This window comes from Phycicoccus sp. Root101, from assembly GCF_001426245.1.
Taxonomy (GTDB): domain Bacteria; phylum Actinomycetota; class Actinomycetes; order Actinomycetales; family Dermatophilaceae; genus Pedococcus.
Window position 1 is genome coordinate 197526 of record NZ_LMCM01000005.1, and the last position, 15734, is coordinate 213259.

Annotated in this window: 14 protein-coding genes; 5 read left to right on the plus strand and 9 right to left on the minus strand. The window is 71.6% G+C overall.

Features of this window, described 5'->3' with window-relative positions; all coding sequences use genetic code 11:
- Positions 1–49: 49 nt before the first annotated feature.
- The 7 genes from ASC58_RS05725 to ASC58_RS05755 all read right to left on the minus strand — a co-directional run bounded on the left by ASC58_RS05725 (position 50) and on the right by ASC58_RS05755 (position 7064).
- Positions 50–994, minus strand: coding sequence for a DUF389 domain-containing protein (locus tag ASC58_RS05725; protein ID WP_056916736.1), 945 nt, complete (start codon positions 992–994; stop codon positions 50–52).
- 1 nt (position 995) lies between these two features.
- The gene (locus ASC58_RS05730) at positions 996–2303 is read right to left on the minus strand and encodes a D-alanyl-D-alanine carboxypeptidase family protein (RefSeq protein ID WP_056918643.1); all 1308 of its coding nucleotides are present in this window, start codon (positions 2301–2303) and stop codon (positions 996–998) included.
- Between the two features lie 14 nt (positions 2304–2317).
- Entirely contained in the window at positions 2318–3076 is a 759-nt protein-coding gene (locus ASC58_RS05735) for a succinate dehydrogenase iron-sulfur subunit (protein WP_056916738.1), read from the minus strand.
- Positions 3076–4860 carry a succinate dehydrogenase flavoprotein subunit gene (sdhA, locus tag ASC58_RS05740; protein WP_056916739.1) on the minus strand — a complete coding sequence of 595 codons (1785 nt, stop codon included), beginning with the start codon at positions 4858–4860 and terminating at the stop codon, positions 3076–3078. Before sdhA ends, ASC58_RS05735 begins: the two co-directional genes overlap by 1 nt.
- A gap of 28 nt (positions 4861–4888) precedes the next feature.
- The gene (locus ASC58_RS05745; protein WP_056916740.1) at positions 4889–5356 is read right to left on the minus strand and encodes a succinate dehydrogenase hydrophobic membrane anchor subunit; all 468 of its coding nucleotides are present in this window, start codon (positions 5354–5356) and stop codon (positions 4889–4891) included.
- A gap of 11 nt (positions 5357–5367) precedes the next feature.
- Positions 5368–5745, minus strand: coding sequence for a succinate dehydrogenase, cytochrome b556 subunit (gene sdhC, locus ASC58_RS05750; RefSeq protein ID WP_157598378.1), 378 nt, complete (start codon positions 5743–5745; stop codon positions 5368–5370).
- 179 nt (positions 5746–5924) lie between these two features.
- The gene (locus ASC58_RS05755; RefSeq protein WP_056918644.1) at positions 5925–7064 is read right to left on the minus strand and encodes a glycosyltransferase family 1 protein; all 1140 of its coding nucleotides are present in this window, start codon (positions 7062–7064) and stop codon (positions 5925–5927) included.
- 110 nt (positions 7065–7174) lie between these two features.
- Here ASC58_RS05755 and ASC58_RS05760 point away from each other — a divergent pair, with 110 nt between their 5' ends.
- On the plus strand, positions 7175–8254 hold the full coding sequence (locus ASC58_RS05760; protein ID WP_056918645.1) for a mannose-1-phosphate guanylyltransferase: 1080 nt from the start codon (positions 7175–7177) through the stop codon (positions 8252–8254).
- A 15-nt stretch (positions 8255–8269) separates the two neighbouring features.
- Here the strand turns inward: ASC58_RS05760 and ASC58_RS05765 are convergent, their stop codons facing one another.
- The gene (locus tag ASC58_RS05765; RefSeq protein WP_056916743.1) at positions 8270–9853 is read right to left on the minus strand and encodes an ABC transporter permease; all 1584 of its coding nucleotides are present in this window, start codon (positions 9851–9853) and stop codon (positions 8270–8272) included.
- On the minus strand, positions 9850–10779 hold the full coding sequence (locus ASC58_RS05770; RefSeq protein ID WP_056918853.1) for an ABC transporter ATP-binding protein: 930 nt from the start codon (positions 10777–10779) through the stop codon (positions 9850–9852). The genes ASC58_RS05765 and ASC58_RS05770 overlap by 4 nt, the downstream gene beginning before the upstream one ends.
- A 53-nt stretch (positions 10780–10832) precedes the next feature.
- Here ASC58_RS05770 and ASC58_RS05775 point away from each other — a divergent pair, with 53 nt between their 5' ends.
- The 4 genes from ASC58_RS05775 to ASC58_RS05790 all read left to right on the plus strand — a co-directional run bounded on the left by ASC58_RS05775 (position 10833) and on the right by ASC58_RS05790 (position 15611).
- Positions 10833–11351 carry a GbsR/MarR family transcriptional regulator gene (locus ASC58_RS05775; protein ID WP_056916744.1) on the plus strand — a complete coding sequence of 173 codons (519 nt, stop codon included), beginning with the start codon at positions 10833–10835 and terminating at the stop codon, positions 11349–11351.
- Between the two features lie 99 nt (positions 11352–11450).
- The gene (locus tag ASC58_RS05780) at positions 11451–13046 is read left to right on the plus strand and encodes a methylmalonyl-CoA mutase (protein WP_056918646.1); all 1596 of its coding nucleotides are present in this window, start codon (positions 11451–11453) and stop codon (positions 13044–13046) included.
- 168 nt (positions 13047–13214) lie between these two features.
- Positions 13215–14432, plus strand: coding sequence for an amidohydrolase (locus ASC58_RS05785; RefSeq protein WP_056918647.1), 1218 nt, complete (start codon positions 13215–13217; stop codon positions 14430–14432).
- Between the two features lie 126 nt (positions 14433–14558).
- On the plus strand, positions 14559–15611 hold the full coding sequence (locus ASC58_RS05790; RefSeq protein ID WP_082552998.1) for a BMP family protein: 1053 nt from the start codon (positions 14559–14561) through the stop codon (positions 15609–15611).
- The last annotated feature ends 123 nt before the right edge of the window (positions 15612–15734 follow it).

Consider the following 15734-nt stretch of genomic DNA (forward strand, 5'->3'; position numbering starts at 1 on the left):
TGCGCCGACCGCGCGCGGCACCCCAGTCACGACGATCAGCCGGCGTCGCTCACGCCGGGGTGGGCTGACGCCGCCGGTGCAGGCGGCCCCACAGGGCTCGCTGGGCGAGCAGGGTCAGCACGCCGGCGACGGTCATGCCGAGCAGGTTGATGCCGAGCTGGGCCGCGGCGCCGCCGAGCTGGCTCCACGCCCCGGTGGCCAGCGCCACGGAGAAGTCGCCCGCGGCCGGAACCGTCGTCACCGAGATGAACACCCCGACGAGCGCGTTGCTGCGCCCGGCCGTCGTCGAGAGCACCCCGGCCGCACCGGCCAGCACCGCCACCACGACCGACCAGTGGTCGGGGCGCCAGATGAAGCCGGTCAGCGGGCGCGGCGCGGCCACCGTCGACGCGTCGAACCAGCCGACGGCCACCGCGAGGAGCGACAGCAGGGTGGTCACGGCGATGGCCAGGGCGAACCCGCGCACGAGCAGGCCCATGGCGCGGAGCGACAGCCGGGGCCGGCCGAGGGCGAGCCCGACCGCCAGGGCAGCCACCGCGCTGAACTCCGGCCCCACGACCATGGCCCCCACGACGAGGATCGCCGAGTCGGTGACCACGGCGACCGACGCGATCAGCGTGGCGAGGCAGAGGAAGGCGTAGTACGACCACGACCCGTGCGACTGTCCCTCCGCGCCGTCCAGCACTGCGTCCCACACGACGGCGTCGTCGGGCGCACCCGGTGCGTGGCGTTCGGCCGCGACGGCGTTGCGCGAGGGAGCGGCCTCGATGGTGAGGATGGTGATGCCGCCCCGGTCGTGCAACCCGAGGTCGCGCAACCGGCCGAGCACCGCGTCGGTGGCCTCGCGGGCGATGTCGGCCTCCACGAGGTCGCCCACGGGCTTGAGGCTGCCGCCGCGCGTGACCGCGAGGTTGCAGACGGCGTCGTCGGGTTCGAGGACGGCCAGGACCTGTTCGGACAGGTCGCCCGGGACGGCGAGGCGCAGGTGCAGCACGTCAGTGGCGGGCGTGGTGGCGGCGGCGGGCCGAGGCTGCCCGCGAGCCCAGCCACAGCAGGAGCCCCGCGATGACCGCGAGGGTGCCGATGCCGACCCAGGGTGCGGACGTGTGGTCGATCCCTCGGGGGAGGGCAGCCGCGGCCGCGGTGGCGCGCGACGCCTGGTCCTGCGGGGCGTCGAGGGGAGCCACCGTCGAGTTGTCCTTCAGCGGCGGGAGCCGTGGAGGGGCGGTCACCGTGCCCGGCGCGACGAGGGTGCCGACGGGGCGCGCCCTGGAGCCGTACCGGAACGCCCAGTCGTACATCGCGGCCTGCGGTCGCCAGGACCCGTCGAGGCCGTACATCTCGGTCAGCAGGTAGGTCTTCCCACCCCGGGTGACCGCCGAGATGAAGGTGCGGTGGGCCGCCACGGTGTAGCCGTTCTTGATGCCGATCGTGCCGTCGTAGTTGTAGAGCAGCTTGTTGTGGTTGTTGATGACGTAGGTTGCACGCTTCTTGGTCTTCGGGTCGGTGCGTCCCGGGAACTGCGCCTGCTTGGTCGTGACGTAGCGGCGGAACTCGGGGAGCTGCATCGCGGCCCGCCCGATCAGGGCCAGGTCGTAGGCGCTGGACGTCTGGCCGCGGACATCGAGCCCGGACGGGTCCTTGGCCACCGTGTCGTGGGCGCCGAGGTAGCGCGCCTTGGCGTTCATCGCCGCCAGCGTCGCGGCCCGCCCGCCGCCGGCCCCCGCGAGGGCGTAGGCCGCGTCGTTGCCGGAGGACATGAGCAGCGCCTCGAAGAGCTGGCGCGAGGTGTAGGTCGCACCCGGCACGATCCCGACGCGGGTGCCGTCCGCGTTCGCGTCGGCAGCGGTGGCCGTGATCACCCGATCCGGCCCGACCTTGGGGATCAGCGTCAGGGCGGTGAGCGTCTTCAGGGTGCTGGCCGGCAGGAGGCGGGCGTGCGGTGCCTTGGCGGCGACGACCTCGCCAGTGTCCATGTCGGCGAGCAGCCAGGCGACGTTCTTGAGCGCCGGGGGAGCAGGCACCCCGGCAGGGAGGTCGGTGACCAGACCGGTGCTGGCCAGCCTGGGCCCACCGATCGACAGCTCGGGACGCACCGTCGCCCTGGGGACCGGGAGCTTCAGGAGGCTGGGTGAGGGCTTGGGCTTCGCCGCGGCGACCTGCGCCGACGTGAGCCCACCCCGGGACGCCGGGGCGCTGGCCGGCGCTCCGGCGACCGCGGGCGCGGTGGGTCCGAACACGACGGCGCCGCCGACCGCCAGCACGAGGCTGGCAGCGGCGGCGGACGCACGTCGTCGGGGCACGCGAAGAGTGTGCCCTAGAACCTGCTCGTGAGCAGTGCCCTCTTGACCTCTTGGATCGCCTGGGTCACCTGGATGCCGCGCGGGCAGGCGTCGGTGCAGTTGAAGGTCGTGCGGCAGCGCCACACGCCCTCCTTGTCGTTGAGGATCTCCAGGCGCTGGCTGCCACCCTCGTCACGGCTGTCGAAGATGAAGCGGTGGGCGTTGACGATCGCGGCCGGGCCGAAGTACTGGCCGTCGTTCCAGAAGACGGGGCAGCTCGTCGTGCACGCGGCACACAGGATGCACTTGGTCGTGTCGTCGAACCGGTCGCGGTCCTTCTGGCTCTGGATGCGCTCGCGGGTCGGCTCGTTGCCCGTGGTCACGAGGAACGGCATGACCTCGCGGTAGGCGTCGAAGAACGGCTCCATGTCGACGATGAGGTCCTTCTCGAGCGGAAGACCCTTGATCGCCTCGACCGTGATCGGCTTGTCGGGGTTGACGTCCTTGATGAGCGTCTTGCAGGCGAGCCGGTTCTTGCCGTTGATGCGCATGGCGTCCGAGCCGCACACGCCGTGCGCGCACGAACGCCGGAAGCTCAGCGAGCCGTCCTGCTCCCACTTGATCTGGTGCAGGGCGTCGAGCACGCGGTCGGTCGCGTGCGCCGTGACCTGGTAGTCCTCGAAGTGCGGCTCCGTGTCGGCCTCGGGGTTGTAGCGCGCGACGCGGATGGTCACGGTGAAGGTCGGCACGGCGCCGACCTTGCCCTCGGTCTTCTCTTCGACAGTGGCAGTCATCAGTACTTGCGCTCCATCGGCTGGTAGCGGGTCACGGTCACGGGCTTGTAGTCGAGGCGCACCTCGTCCGAGAACAGCGGGCTGTCCGCCCCGAAGCCCTCGCCGGCGACGGGCGCGCGGTAGGCCATCGTGTGCCGCATGAAGTTGACGTCGTCGCGGGCCTCGTAGTCCTCACGGAAGTGACCGCCGCGGGACTCCTTGCGGGCCAGGGCGCCGATCGTGATGACCTCGGCCAGCTCGATGAGGAAGCCGAGCTCGACGGCCTCGAGCAGGTCGGTGTTGTAGCGCTTGCCCTTGTCCTGCACGACGACGTTCGCGTAGCGCTCCTTGAGCTCCTCGATCACGCCGAGGGCCTCCTTCATGGAGGCCTCCGTGCGGAACACCTGGACGTTGCGGTCCATGGTCTCCTGCAGCTCCTTGCGGAGGTCGGCGACCCGCTCACCGGTGGCCCTGCCGCGGATGCCCTCGACCATGCCGTCGACCAGCGAGGAGGGGTTGGCCGGCAGCTCCACGAACGCGGCGTTCGCGGCATACTCCGCGGCGGCGATGCCGGCGCGGCGGCCGAACACGTTGATGTCGAGCAGGCTGTTGGTGCCCAGGCGGTTGGAGCCGTGCACCGACACGCAGGCGACCTCGCCGGCGGCGTACAGCCCGGGGACGACGTCGGTGTTGTTGCGCAGCACCTCGGTCTCGACGTTCGTCGGCACCCCGCCCATTGCGTAGTGCGCGGTCGGGTAGACCGGCACCGGCTCGGTGTACGGCTCGACGCCGAGGTAGGTGCGGGCGAACTCGGTGATGTCGGGGAGCTTGGCGTCGATGTGGGCCGGCTCGAGGTGGGTGAGGTCGAGCAGGACGTAGTCCTTGTTCGGCCCGGCGCCGCGGCCCTCGCGCACCTCGTTGGCCATCGAGCGGGCGACGATGTCGCGCGGCGCGAGGTCCTTGATGGTGGGGGCGTAGCGCTCCATGAAGCGCTCGCCGTCGGCGTTGCGCAGGATGCCGCCCTCGCCGCGAGCGGCTTCCGAGAGCAGGATGCCGAGGCCGGCCAGGCCTGTCGGGTGGAACTGGAAGAACTCCATGTCCTCCAACGGGATCCCGCGGCGGAAGGCCACACCCATGCCGTCGCCGGTGAGGGTGTGGGCGTTCGAGGTGGTCTTGAAGACCTTTCCGGTGCCGCCCGTGGCGAACACGATCGACTTGGCCTGGAAGACGTGGATCTCGCCGGTGGACAGCTCGTACGCCACGACGCCGGCAGCACGCTCGACGCCGTCCGCGCCGGTGTTCATGAGCAGGTCGAGGACATAGAACTCGTTGAAGAACTCGACGCCCTGCTTGACGCAGTTCTGGTAGAGGGTCTGCAGGATCATGTGACCCGTGCGGTCGGCGGCGAAGCACGAACGGCGCACCGCGGCCTCACCGTGGTTGCGGGTGTGGCCCCCGAACCGGCGCTGGTCGATCTTGCCCTCGGGCGTGCGGTTGAACGGCAGGCCCATCTTCTCGAGGTCGATGACCGCGTCGATGGCCTCGCGGCACATGATCTCGGCCGCGTCCTGGTCGACGAGGTAGTCGCCGCCCTTGACGGTGTCGAAGGTGTGCCACTCCCAGTTGTCCTCCTCGACGTTGGCGAGGGCGGCGCACATGCCGCCCTGGGCCGCGCCGGTGTGGGACCGCGTCGGGTAGAGCTTGGTGAGCACCGCGGTGCGGGTGCGCGTCGAGGACTCGAGGGCCGCGCGCATCCCGGCGCCGCCGGCACCGACGATGACGACGTCGTACTTGTGCGTCTGCATCAGGATTGGTTCCTTCGGTGTTGCGGGGTCATCGTGCCGTGCACACGGACAGGGTGGACGACGGGTCGAGGCACGGGTCGAACGTGAAGATGACCAGCGTGCCGAGGACCAGGACGAGCAGGGCGCTCGCGACCAGCAGCCCCTTGAGGATCCAGCGGGTGCGGTCCTTCTCGGTGTAGTCGTTGATGATCGTGCGGACCCCGTTGAAGCCGTGCAGCTCCGCGAGCCACAGCATCAGCATGTCCCAGGTCTGCCAGAACGGGCTGGCCCACTTGCCGGCGACGAACGCGAAGTCGACGCCGTGGATGCCTTCGCCCAGCATGAGGTTGACGAAGAGGTGCCCGAAGACCAGGACGAGCAGCAGGACGCCGCTGGCACGCATGAAGACCCAGGACCACAGCTCGAAGTTGCCCCGGCCCTTGGAGACGCGGCGGTAGCGCGACGTCTTCGCGGAGACCGCGTCGGGACCGGCGTGGTAGTTGGTGGTGGTGCTCATGATCCGCCCTCTCAGTGCGTGAAGACGATGGTCAGGTGGCGGATCGCGAACGGCGCGAAGAGCACCACGAACCCGACGAGGACGGCCCAGAACATCTGCTTCTGGTACCTGGGGCCCTTGGCCCAGAAGTCCACCGCGATGATCCGCAGGCCGTTGAGCGCGTGGAAGATCACCGCCGCCACGAGGCCGGCCTCGGCGAGCCCCACGACGGGGTTCTTGTAGGCGTCCATGACCTCGTTGTAGGCCTCCGGGGAGACCCGGACCAGCGCCGTGTCGAGCACGTGCGCGAAGAGGAAGAGGAAGATCAGTACGCCGCTGATGCGGTGGGCCACCCACGTCCACATGCCTTCACGGCCGCGGTAGAGGGTCCCGTTGGCTGCCTGCGCCACTGCGCGTCCCTTTCGAAGCAGAGTTGTCACGGCAGCTGCACCAGAACATGGCTGGGCCTGGCTGTCCGTACGTCGACCGTCAGGTTATCCGTACGTGCAGGTGGAGCGCGCACGGCCCTGCTGTGAGAAACCAGACAGGAAGGGTTACCGGCGGGTACCCGACGACCCCTGCGAGGTGGTCAGGCGGCGGGGACCGCAGCCCGGTGGACCGACTCGTAGTGGCCGACCAGCTCGTCGGTGAGGGCGGACCACGACCGGCCCTCGACCCGGAGCCGGCCGGCGGCTCCCATCGCCTCGCGCTTGGTCCGGTCACCGGCGAGGTGGGCGACCGCCTCCCGCAGCGCTGCAGGGTCGTCGGGGTCGAAGAGCAGACCGGTGCGGCTGTGGTCGACCAGGTCCAGCGGTCCACCCCGTGCCGGTGCGACGACCGGCAGGCTGGTCGCGGCCGCCTCCTGGAGGGTCTGCCCGAAGGTCTCCCTGGTCCCCGTGTGGGCGAACACGTCCAACGCGGCATACGCCCTCGCCAGGTCGTCCCCCTCGCGCCGCCCGAGGAGGACGACATCGAGGCCGGCGGCCCCGAGCAGGGCCGAGTCGTCCGCGCGGCTCGGCCCGTCGCCGACGATGACGACCCGCACCCCCGGGAGCCCGGCGACGGAGGCGAACCGGTGCAGCTCCTTCTCGGGTGCCAGCCGACCGACGTAACCCACGAGCACCTCACCATTGGGGGCGAGGCTGCGGCGCAGGGCGCGGGTGCCGGCGTCGGTGCGCCACTCCGGGCGGAACGTCGCCGCGTCCACGCCGCGCGCCCAGCCCCGCACCCTCGGTATGCCGTGCGCCTCCAGCTCGGCGAGCGCCGCCGACGAGGGGGCCAGGGTCAGGTCGGCGAGCTCGTGGACCCGTCGCACCCAGCGCCAGGCAGCGGTCGCCGCACCGCGCCCGAGCGCGCGTGGGGCGTGCTGGCCGAGGTAGCTGGGCATGTCGGTCTGGTAGACCGCGACCGAGGGGACGCCCAGCCTGGCCGCCGCGCCGAGCGCGCTGGCGCCGAGGACGAACGGCGAGGCGACGTGGACCACGTCCGGGGCGAAGCGGCGCAGCAGGGCCTCGACCTCGCCGGTCGGCAGTCCGACGGGGAACTGCCGGACGGGGACGGAGGCCACGGCGTGCACGGGGTACCCGGCCCAGCTCGACGGTGCCGGCCGAGGGGCGATGACCACGACCTCGTGCCCGCCGTCGCGCAGGCACTCGAGCACCCGGCAGACGCTGGTCGTGACGCCGTTGAGGTTCGGCAGGAACGACTCGGTGACGATGGCGATGCGCACACCACCAGCGTGCGGACCGCGGGTGAGGGGACGGCGACGCCCGGGGGTGTGTCAGGTGAGCGCAGGGTGATCACCAGGGGCCGTGGTGGCCGTGGGCTAGCGTTCGCGCCATGTCGAACGAGCACTTCTGGGCCGTCATCCCGGCAGGCGGGGCAGGGACGAGGCTCTGGCCGTTGTCGCGCGCCGGGTCGCCCAAGTTCCTGCACGACCTCACGGGCACCGGGCGCTCGCTGCTGCAGGCCACCTGGGACCGGTTGGAGCCGTTGACCGGTTCGCAGGTGCTCGTCGTCACCGGGGTGGCGCACGCCGAGGCCGTGGCTCGCCAGCTGCCGGGGCTGCCCGCCGACCAGCTTCTCGCCGAACCCTCGCCGCGCGACTCGATGGCCGCCATCGGCTGGGCCGCAGCGGTGCTCGAGGCCCGGGACCCGGAGGCGGTCCTCGGCTCGTTCGCCGCCGACCACGTCATCGGTGACGAGGCGCAGTTCCGCGAGTGCGTCTCCGCGGCCGTGGACGCCGCAGCCGACGGTCATGTCGTGACCATCGGCATCGAGCCCACCCATGCCGCAACGGGTTTCGGCTACGTCGAGCTGGGTGAGGTGCTCGGTGACGGCCCGGCGCATGCGGTGGCGCAGTTCGTGGAGAAGCCGGACCGCGAGCGGGCGGAGGCCTACCTCGCCACCGGCCGGTTCCGCTGGAACGCCGGCATGTTCGTCGTCCGGGCCTCGGTGCTGCTCGACCTCCTCGGCCGGTGGCACCCGGAGCTGGCTGCCGGTCTGCGCACCCTGGCCGCAGCCCCCTCCCGGCTCGAAGAGGTCTGGCCGGGCCTGGAGAAGATCGCCATCGACCACGCCGTCGCCGAGCCTGCTGCCGCCGAGGGTCGGGTCGCCGTGGTGCCCGGGGGGTTCGGCTGGGACGACGTGGGCGACTTCGCGTCCCTCGGCTCGCTGCTCACGGATGCCGACGGCCTGCCGGGGGTTCGCGTGCTCGGGGACGCCGAGCGCGTGCGCGTCCTCGACTCGACCGGTGTCGTGGTGCCGGGGACGGACCGGGTCGTCGCGCTCGTCGGCATCGACGACGTCGTGGTCGTCGACACCCCGGATGCGCTGCTCGTCATGTCTCGCGAACGAGCCCAGGACGTCAAGGGCGTCGTCGACGCCCTCAAGGCGCAGGGCCGCACCGACCTCACCTAGGAGTGCCGAGGATCATCAGTGCAGGTCGCGCCGGCGGAACAGGCTGCCGCCGACGACGACCAGGATCCCCGCGACGGCCACCAGCGCGACGACGGGCGTCGGGTCGAACGCGGCACCGGGCAGCATCGGCACGTGCCGGAACGGTGAGAGGCCCTGCACTGCCGTCGGCAGGGCGAGCAGCTCGCCGAGCTGGCCGATGACCAGGCAGCCGGCGAGAACCACCCAGGCGCCGACGGCCAGCCTCGAGGCGGTGCCGTAGAGCAGCACGGCGACGCCGATGACGACCCAGACGGGTGGCACCTGCACGAGCGCCGCCGGGAGGACCCGGGCGAACGAGTCGCCGAGGTCACCGCGGGTCGCCCCGTCCGCGGCGGCGGCCCCGGCGCCGAGCAGGGCCAGGATCCCGGCGCTGCCGACCAGGGCCAGGCCGACGTGGCTCATCAGCCAGGACCACCGTGACGTCGCCGTCGACAGGGTCAGCTCCGCGCGGGTGGAGGTCTCCTCGCCCAGCATGCGGAGTGCTGCCGCGACGCCGAAGCCCGCCACGACCGCGGCCATGATGCCGAACTCCGCGGAGATGAACGCGTCCGTCAGGGACCCGGTGCCCCCGAGGCTGCGGATCATGTCCCGCGCCTGTGGCGAGTCGAGCAGCGTGGCGGCGCTCGAGGCGAACCCGCCCAGCACCGCTCCCATGAGGACGAGCGCCAGCGACCAGCCGACGATGGCGGAGCGCTGCAGCCGCCAGGCCAGCGCGAGCGGCGAGCCCATCGTCGTGTGGGCCGGTCCCGCACGGTCCGCGAAGAGGCCCGACCCGAGGTCGCGACGGCTGCGCAGGACGTAGGCGAGTGCCGTGGTGGCCGCAGTGAACGCCAGGGCGAGCAGCCCCACCCACCAGCGCTCCCCGGCGTACGGGCGGACCTGCTGGGCCCACCCGAGCGGGGAGAGCCAGACGAGGACGCGGGCCGGCCCGTCGCCGGCCGCGTCACCCACCGCACGGAGCAGGTATGCCGCCGCGACCCCACCTCCCGCGATGGCGGCGACGGTCCGTGCGCTCGAGGTGAGCTGCACGGCCACCGCCGTGATCCCGGTGAACGCGAGGCCGGCAACCAGCCAGGCCAGCCCCAACGCGACCGAGCCCGCGACGGGCAGGCCGGAGGCGGCATACCCCAGGGCGCAGAGCGCACTGGCGAGCAGCACCACCAACGTGGTGTGCAGGACCGCCGCGGTGAGGGGTGCGTGCCGTGACAGGGCCCCGGCCCCGAGCAGCTCGACGCGGCCGGTCTCCTCCTCGGTGCGGGTGTGGCGGCGCAGGAGGAACACGGCCGCCAGCGCGATGGCCACGGCGCCGGTCGAGAGCATCTTGAGGCTGGCCAGGGACCCCAGGGACGCGTGGACCGGTCCGTACAGGGCGACGAGGGCGGGTGAGGCGTTGGCGGCGACGGCCGCCGAGGTCACCTGCGCAGGGTCGGGGTAGAGGGCGACGGTCGCGGCCGCAGTGCTCCATGCCGTGAGACCCAGCAGCAGCACGACCACCGGGGCCAGCACCCGGTCGCGCCGCAGCGCCAGCCGCAGCAGGGTCCCGGTGCCGGAGGGGCTCATGGCCGTGCCCCGACCTCGCGAGCGGTGTCGGCGGGGCGCCGGTAGAGGTCCATGAACAGCTCCTCGAGGCTCGGGGGAGCGCTGGTGATGCGACGGATCCCGCACTGCGTCAACAGGTTCATCACGCTGCCGAGCTCGTCGGGATCGACGCTGAGGTGCACGCGCCGGCCCTCCGTCCGCAGGTCGTGCACCCCGGGGGCCGACTCGAGGGCGACCGGGGAGCGGTCCAGCTCGACGTCGACGGCGGTGCGCGACAGGTGCCGCATGTCGGTCAGGCTGCCGGTCTGCACGGTGCGGCCGGCGCGGATGATCGTCAGGCGCTCGCAGAGGTGCTCCACCTCGCTGAGGATGTGGCTCGACAGGAGCACGGTGCGGCCCTCGTCCCGGACCTCGCGGATGCACTCGCGGAAGACCTCCTCCATGAGGGGGTCGAGTCCGGACGTGGGCTCGTCGAGGATGAGGAGCTCGGCGTCGGAGGCCAGGGCCGCGACGAGGGCCACCTTCTGGCGGTTGCCCTTGGAGTAGGCGCGGCCCTTCTTCGTGGGGTCGAGGTCGAAGCGCTCGAGCAGCTCCGCACGCCGGCCCCCGGCGTGGCGGTCGTCGGCCTGGCCGCGCAACCGACCCAGCAGGTCGATCACCTCTCCTCCCGTGAGGTTGGGCCACAGGGCCACGTCGCCGGGGACGTAGGCGAGACGGCGGTGGAGGGTCGCGGCCTGGCTCCACGGGTCGCCTCCCAGCAGGCTGACGTCGCCGCCGTCGGCCCGCAGCAGACCGAGCAGGACCCTGATGGTCGTGGACTTCCCCGAACCGTTGGGGCCGAGGAAGCCGTGGACCTCGCCCTGCTGGACCTCCAGGTCGAGCCCGTCGAGTGCTCTGGTGCGGCCGAACTCCTTGCGCAGCCCGGCCGCGTGGATCACGGTGGTCATGGTGTCCACGGTACACAGTTTTCAGAAAATACTGAATGTTCTAAAGTGACTGCATGGTCACACGCAGGAACGGCTCGGCACGGGCGGGTTCGCCTCCCGATGCAGTGGGGGAGGACGAGCGGTCGAGGTTCGTCGAGCGGTTCGGCTCGAGCCTGACGGCCGCGGGCTTCCCCCGCCTGCCCGCCCGCGTCTTCGCGTGCCTGCTCGCCCGCGACACCGGGACCCTCACCGCGGCGGAGCTGGGCGAGGCCCTCGCCGTGAGCCCCGCCGCCGTCTCCGGGGCGGTCCGCTACCTCGAGACCACGCGGATGATCCACCGGGAGCGCGAGCCCGGGTCGCGGCGGGACGTGTTCGTCGTGTCCGACGACGCCTGGCACGACGTGATGATCAACTCCGCGGCGACCTACGCCCCGATCACGGCGAGCCTGCGCGAGGGTGTCGGCCTGGTCGGTGGGCGACGGACGGCCGCCGGCCACCGGCTCGCCCTGAGCGTCGAGTTCCTGGAGTTCATCACGGAGGAGATGAAGGGCATCGCCGAGCGGTGGGAGCAGCGCCGCGCCGACCTCGCCTGACGGGGCCGGCCCGGCACCGGCCCGGCACGGCATGCGCCCCTGGTGAGGTTGGCCACGGGCCGTGGGCGGGCGCCATACCTCGCCGTTAGGCTCCGCAGCATGGCCGCAGACGTCCCCGAAGCCCGCTCCGAGTCCGACCTCCCGATCAAGCCCGTGTACGGCGCGGAGGACCTCGCGGACTTCGACCCGGCGGAGCAGCTGGGCGAGCCCGGGCAGTTCCCGTACACCCGTGGCGTCTACCCGAACATGTACACCGGACGGCCCTGGACGATGCGGCAGTACGCCGGGTTCGGCACCGCCAAGGAGAGCAACGAGCGCTACCACGAGCTCGTCGCGAACGGCACGGGCGGACTCTCCGTCGCGTTCGACCTGCCGACCCAGATGGGCTACGACTCGGACGAGGCGATCGCGAGCGGCGAGGTCGGCAAGGTCGGGGTGGCGATCGACTCGATCGACGACATGCGCACCTTGTTCGGCGGCCTCCCGCTCGGCGAGCTGTCGACCTCGATGACCATCAACGCACCCGCCTCGACGCTCCTGCTCATGTACCAGCTCGTCGCGGAGGAGAACGGCGCCGACAGCGCGAAGCTCGCCGGGACGATCCAGAACGACGTGCTCAAGGAGTACATCGCGCGCGGCACCTACATCTACCCGCCGAAGGAGTCGCTGCGCCTCATCAGCGACATCTTCGCCTACTGCGCCAAGGAGATGCCGCGCTGGAACACCATCTCCATCAGCGGCTACCACATGGCCGAGGCCGGGGCGACGCCCGCGCAGGAGATCGCCTTCACCCTCGCGAACGCCAAGGAGTACGTCCGGGCGGCGATCGCCGCCGGCCTCGACGTCGACGACTTCGCGCCCCGGCTGTCCTTCTTCTTCGTCGCCCGCACGACCCTGCTCGAGGAGGTCGCGAAGTTCCGGGCGGCCCGTCGGATCTGGGCGCGGATCATGCGTGAGGAGTTCGGGGCGACGAACCCCAAGAGCCTGATGCTGCGGTTCCACACCCAGACCGCCGGCGTGCAGCTCACCGCCCAGCAGCCCGAGGTCAACCTCGTCCGCGTCGCGCTGCAGGGCCTCGGCGCGGTCCTGGGTGGCACCCAGTCGCTGCACACCAACTCCTTCGACGAGGCGATCGCCCTGCCGACGCAGAAGGCCGCCCGGCTGGCCCTGCGCACCCAGCAGGTCATCGCCTACGAGACCGACGTGACGAAGACGGTCGACCCGTTCGCCGGCTCGTACGTCGTCGAGTCCATGACCGACGACGTCGAGGCCGCTGCCCTCGAGCTGATCCGGGCCGTCGAGGACCGAGGCGGCGCCGTCGCCGCGATCGAGCAGGGTTTCCAGAAGTCCGAGATCGAGCGTTCGGCCTACCGCATCGCGCTGGAGATCGACAACAAGCAACGCACCGTCGTCGGCCTCAACCGCTTCGCCCTCGACGAGGAGGAGCCGTACGAGCCACTGCGCGTCGACCCGCAGATCGAGCACGACCAGCGGGAGCGGCTGGCCGCCCTGCGCGCCGAACGTGACAACGAGGCCGTCGAGCGTGCCCTCGAGGCGGTCCGAGAGGCGGCCCGCGGCACCGACAACCTGCTGTACCCCATGAGGGAGGCGCTGCGGCTGCGCGCCACCGGCGGAGAGGTCAGCCACGCGCTGCGCGACGTCTGGGGCCAGTACGTCCCGCGCGAGACCTTCTGAGCCGCCCGACGCCGGCGCGACCACGCGCCATTCCGGGGTCCCCACGGCACCCCGGCGGGGTCCTCCCCGCAGTCGTTGAGTGATCCGACGGGTCCTGGTCCGTCGGGCCACGCAAGGACCGCAGGTGGCCGGGCGGGGCCGTGACCCGCGAGTAGAGTGCGCCGGGACATGAGCGACAACCACCTGCTGACCGACCTCGGCGAGTCCATCGACGCCCTGGCCCCCGCGCTCCTGGCCCTCCAGCGCGACGTCCACGCCCACCCCGAGCTGTCCCGAGGCGAGGTGCGCACCACCGCCCGCGTGGAGGAGCTGCTCCGCGGTGCCGGCGTCCGCACCCGCGCCCTGCCCGTCACCGGGCTGGTCGCCGACCTCGGTGCCGAGCAGCCGGCCTACCGCGTCGCCCTTCGCGCCGACCTCGACGCCCTGCCCGTGGGGGAGCGCACCGGGGTGGCGTGGGCCTCGACCACCGAGGGCATCTGCCACGCGTGCGGCCACGACGTCCACGTAGCAGCTGTGCTGGGCGCCGGCCTGGCCCTCAAGGAGCACGAGGAGCAGCTCCGTGAGCGGGGGATCGGGGTCCGCCTCCTCTTCCAGCCCGCCGAGGAGGTCATCCCCGGCGGTGCCGTCGACCTCATCGCCCAGGGCGCCCTCGACGGCGTCGACGCGATCTTCGCGGTCCACTGCGACCCGAGCCTGGACGTCGGAAGCGTCGGCCTGCGCGACGGGGCGATCACCGCCGCCGCCGACCGGGTCGTCGTCCACCTGAGCGGTCGTGGTGGCCACACGTCCCGCCCGCACCTCACCGAGGACCTCACCTTCGCCCTGGCCAAGGTCGTCACCGAGCTGCCGGCCGTGCTGTCGCGCCGCCTGGACCCGCGGACGGCGTTCGCGCTGGTGTGGGGGGAGCTGCACGCCGGCCAGGCGGCCAACGTGATCCCGTCCAGCGGGACCGTCGCCGGCACGCTTCGCATGCTCGACGCCACCGCGTGGACCAGCGTCGGCCCCCTGCTCGCCCAGGCGCTGGAGCACATCGTGGCCCCGTATGCCGTGACGGCCGTGCTCGAGCACGCCCAGGGCGTGCCCCCCGTCGTCAACGAGCCCGAGGCCATCGAGGTGTTCCGCCGCTCGGCGGAGGGGATGGGCCTGGCCGCGGTGGGCACGCCGCAGTCCCTCGGCGGCGAGGACTTCGCGTGGTACCTGCGTGAGGTGCCCGGGGCGATGGCCCGGCTCGGGACGCGCACTCCTGGCGGTACGACCTACGACCTGCACCAGGGCGACCTCGTCGTGGACGAGACGTCGGTGGTCCAGGGCGCTCGCCTGCTGGCTGGTGCTGCTGTGGCTGGTGTGGTCAAGAGCGGTTCCGGACGGACAGTCGCGGATCGGTAACGGTTTGCAAGAACTGCGCCAGAAGGCTGACGGGAGCCGCAGTTCTTGCGGCTATCCTCACGCCCTAGTGGCGCACCAGAGCGCCTCATGCATACCTAGGAACAGGAGACAGCCTTGCGTCACGCGATGAAGGTTGCAGCGGTCGTGTCGGTGGCAGCACTGACGCTCGCCGCATGTGGTGACTCGGGCAGCGACCAGCCCAGCGGCAGCGCCTCGAGCTCGGGCTCGGGCTCGACGAAGAAGAGCGACATCAAGGTCGGTATGGCGTACGACGTGGGCGGGCGCGGCGACCAGTCGTTCAACGACGCTGCCGCTGCCGGCCTCGACAAGGCCAAGAGCGACCTCGGTGTCGAGGTCAAGGAAGCCGCAGCCGTCAACGGTGAGAACGAGGCCGCCCGCGAGGAGCGCCTCCAGCAGCTCGTGGACGCCGGCTACACCCACGTCGTCGCGGTGGGCTTCGCCTACGCCGCCTCCGTGGGCAAGGCCGCCAAGGCCAACCCCGACGTGCACTTCGCGATCGTCGACGACGCGTCCGACGACTCCAAGGGCGCCAACGTCGACCAGATCACCTTCGCCGAGAACGAGGGCTCGTTCCTCGTGGGCGCGGCCGCCGCGCTGAAGTCGAAGGCCAAGCACATCGGCTTCGTCGGTGGCGTCAACGTCCCCCTCATCAAGAAGTTCGAGGCCGGGTACATCGCGGGCGCCAAGGCCGTGAACCCCAGCATCAAGGTCGACAGCCAGTACCTCACCCAGCCGCCGGACTTCAGCGGCTTCGGTGACCCGGCCAAGGGCAAGACGGCTGCCGAGGGCATGTTCCAGGGCGGCGCCGACATCGTCTACCACGCTGCTGGTGGCTCCGGTGGCGGTGTCTTCACGGCGGCCAAGGCTGCTGGTGGCCTGGCCATCGGTGTCGACTCCGACCAGGCGCTCACGGCCCCGGCCGACGTCCGCTCCGTCATCATGACCTCGATGATCAAGAAGGTCGACGTCGCGGTGTTCGACTTCATCAAGTCGGCCGCTGACGGCACCGAGAAGACCGGCAACAACGTCTACGACCTCAAGGCCGGTGGCGTGGACTACTCCACGACCGGTGGCCAGATCGACGACATCAAGTCCAAGCTGGACGACTACAAGCAGAAGATCATCTCCGGCGAGATCAAGGTTCCCACCACCCCCTGATCGACCCCCAGATCGATCCTGTGGTGGTCCACACGGCCCGGGCGGCGCGGTAGCGTCTCACCCGGGCCGTGTGCATGTCCCGCACGACCAGCCCGACCCCTCGACCCGTATGCCGGGTCTGCC

Bases quoted from the DNA above. Each gene is read 5' to 3' on its own strand.
- ASC58_RS05735 (WP_056916738.1), bottom strand. From the start codon at position 3,076: ATGACTGCCACTGTCGAAGAGAAGACCGAGGGCAAGGTCGGCGCCGTG.
- sdhA (WP_056916739.1), bottom strand. From the start codon at position 4,860: ATGCAGACGCACAAGTACGACGTCGTCATCGTCGGTGCCGGCGGCGCC.
- ASC58_RS05745 (WP_056916740.1), bottom strand. From the start codon at position 5,356: ATGAGCACCACCACCAACTACCACGCCGGTCCCGACGCGGTCTCCGCG.
- ASC58_RS05760 (WP_056918645.1), top strand. From the start codon at position 7,175: ATGTCGAACGAGCACTTCTGGGCCGTCATCCCGGCAGGCGGGGCAGGG.
- ASC58_RS05765 (WP_056916743.1), bottom strand. From the start codon at position 9,853: ATGAGCCCCTCCGGCACCGGGACCCTGCTGCGGCTGGCGCTGCGGCGC.
- ASC58_RS05770 (WP_056918853.1), bottom strand. From the start codon at position 10,779: ATGACCACCGTGATCCACGCGGCCGGGCTGCGCAAGGAGTTCGGCCGC.
- ASC58_RS05775 (WP_056916744.1), top strand. From the start codon at position 10,833: ATGGTCACACGCAGGAACGGCTCGGCACGGGCGGGTTCGCCTCCCGAT.
- ASC58_RS05780 (WP_056918646.1), top strand. From the start codon at position 11,451: ATGGCCGCAGACGTCCCCGAAGCCCGCTCCGAGTCCGACCTCCCGATC.
- ASC58_RS05785 (WP_056918647.1), top strand. From the start codon at position 13,215: ATGAGCGACAACCACCTGCTGACCGACCTCGGCGAGTCCATCGACGCC.
- ASC58_RS05790 (WP_082552998.1), top strand. From the start codon at position 14,559: ATGAAGGTTGCAGCGGTCGTGTCGGTGGCAGCACTGACGCTCGCCGCA.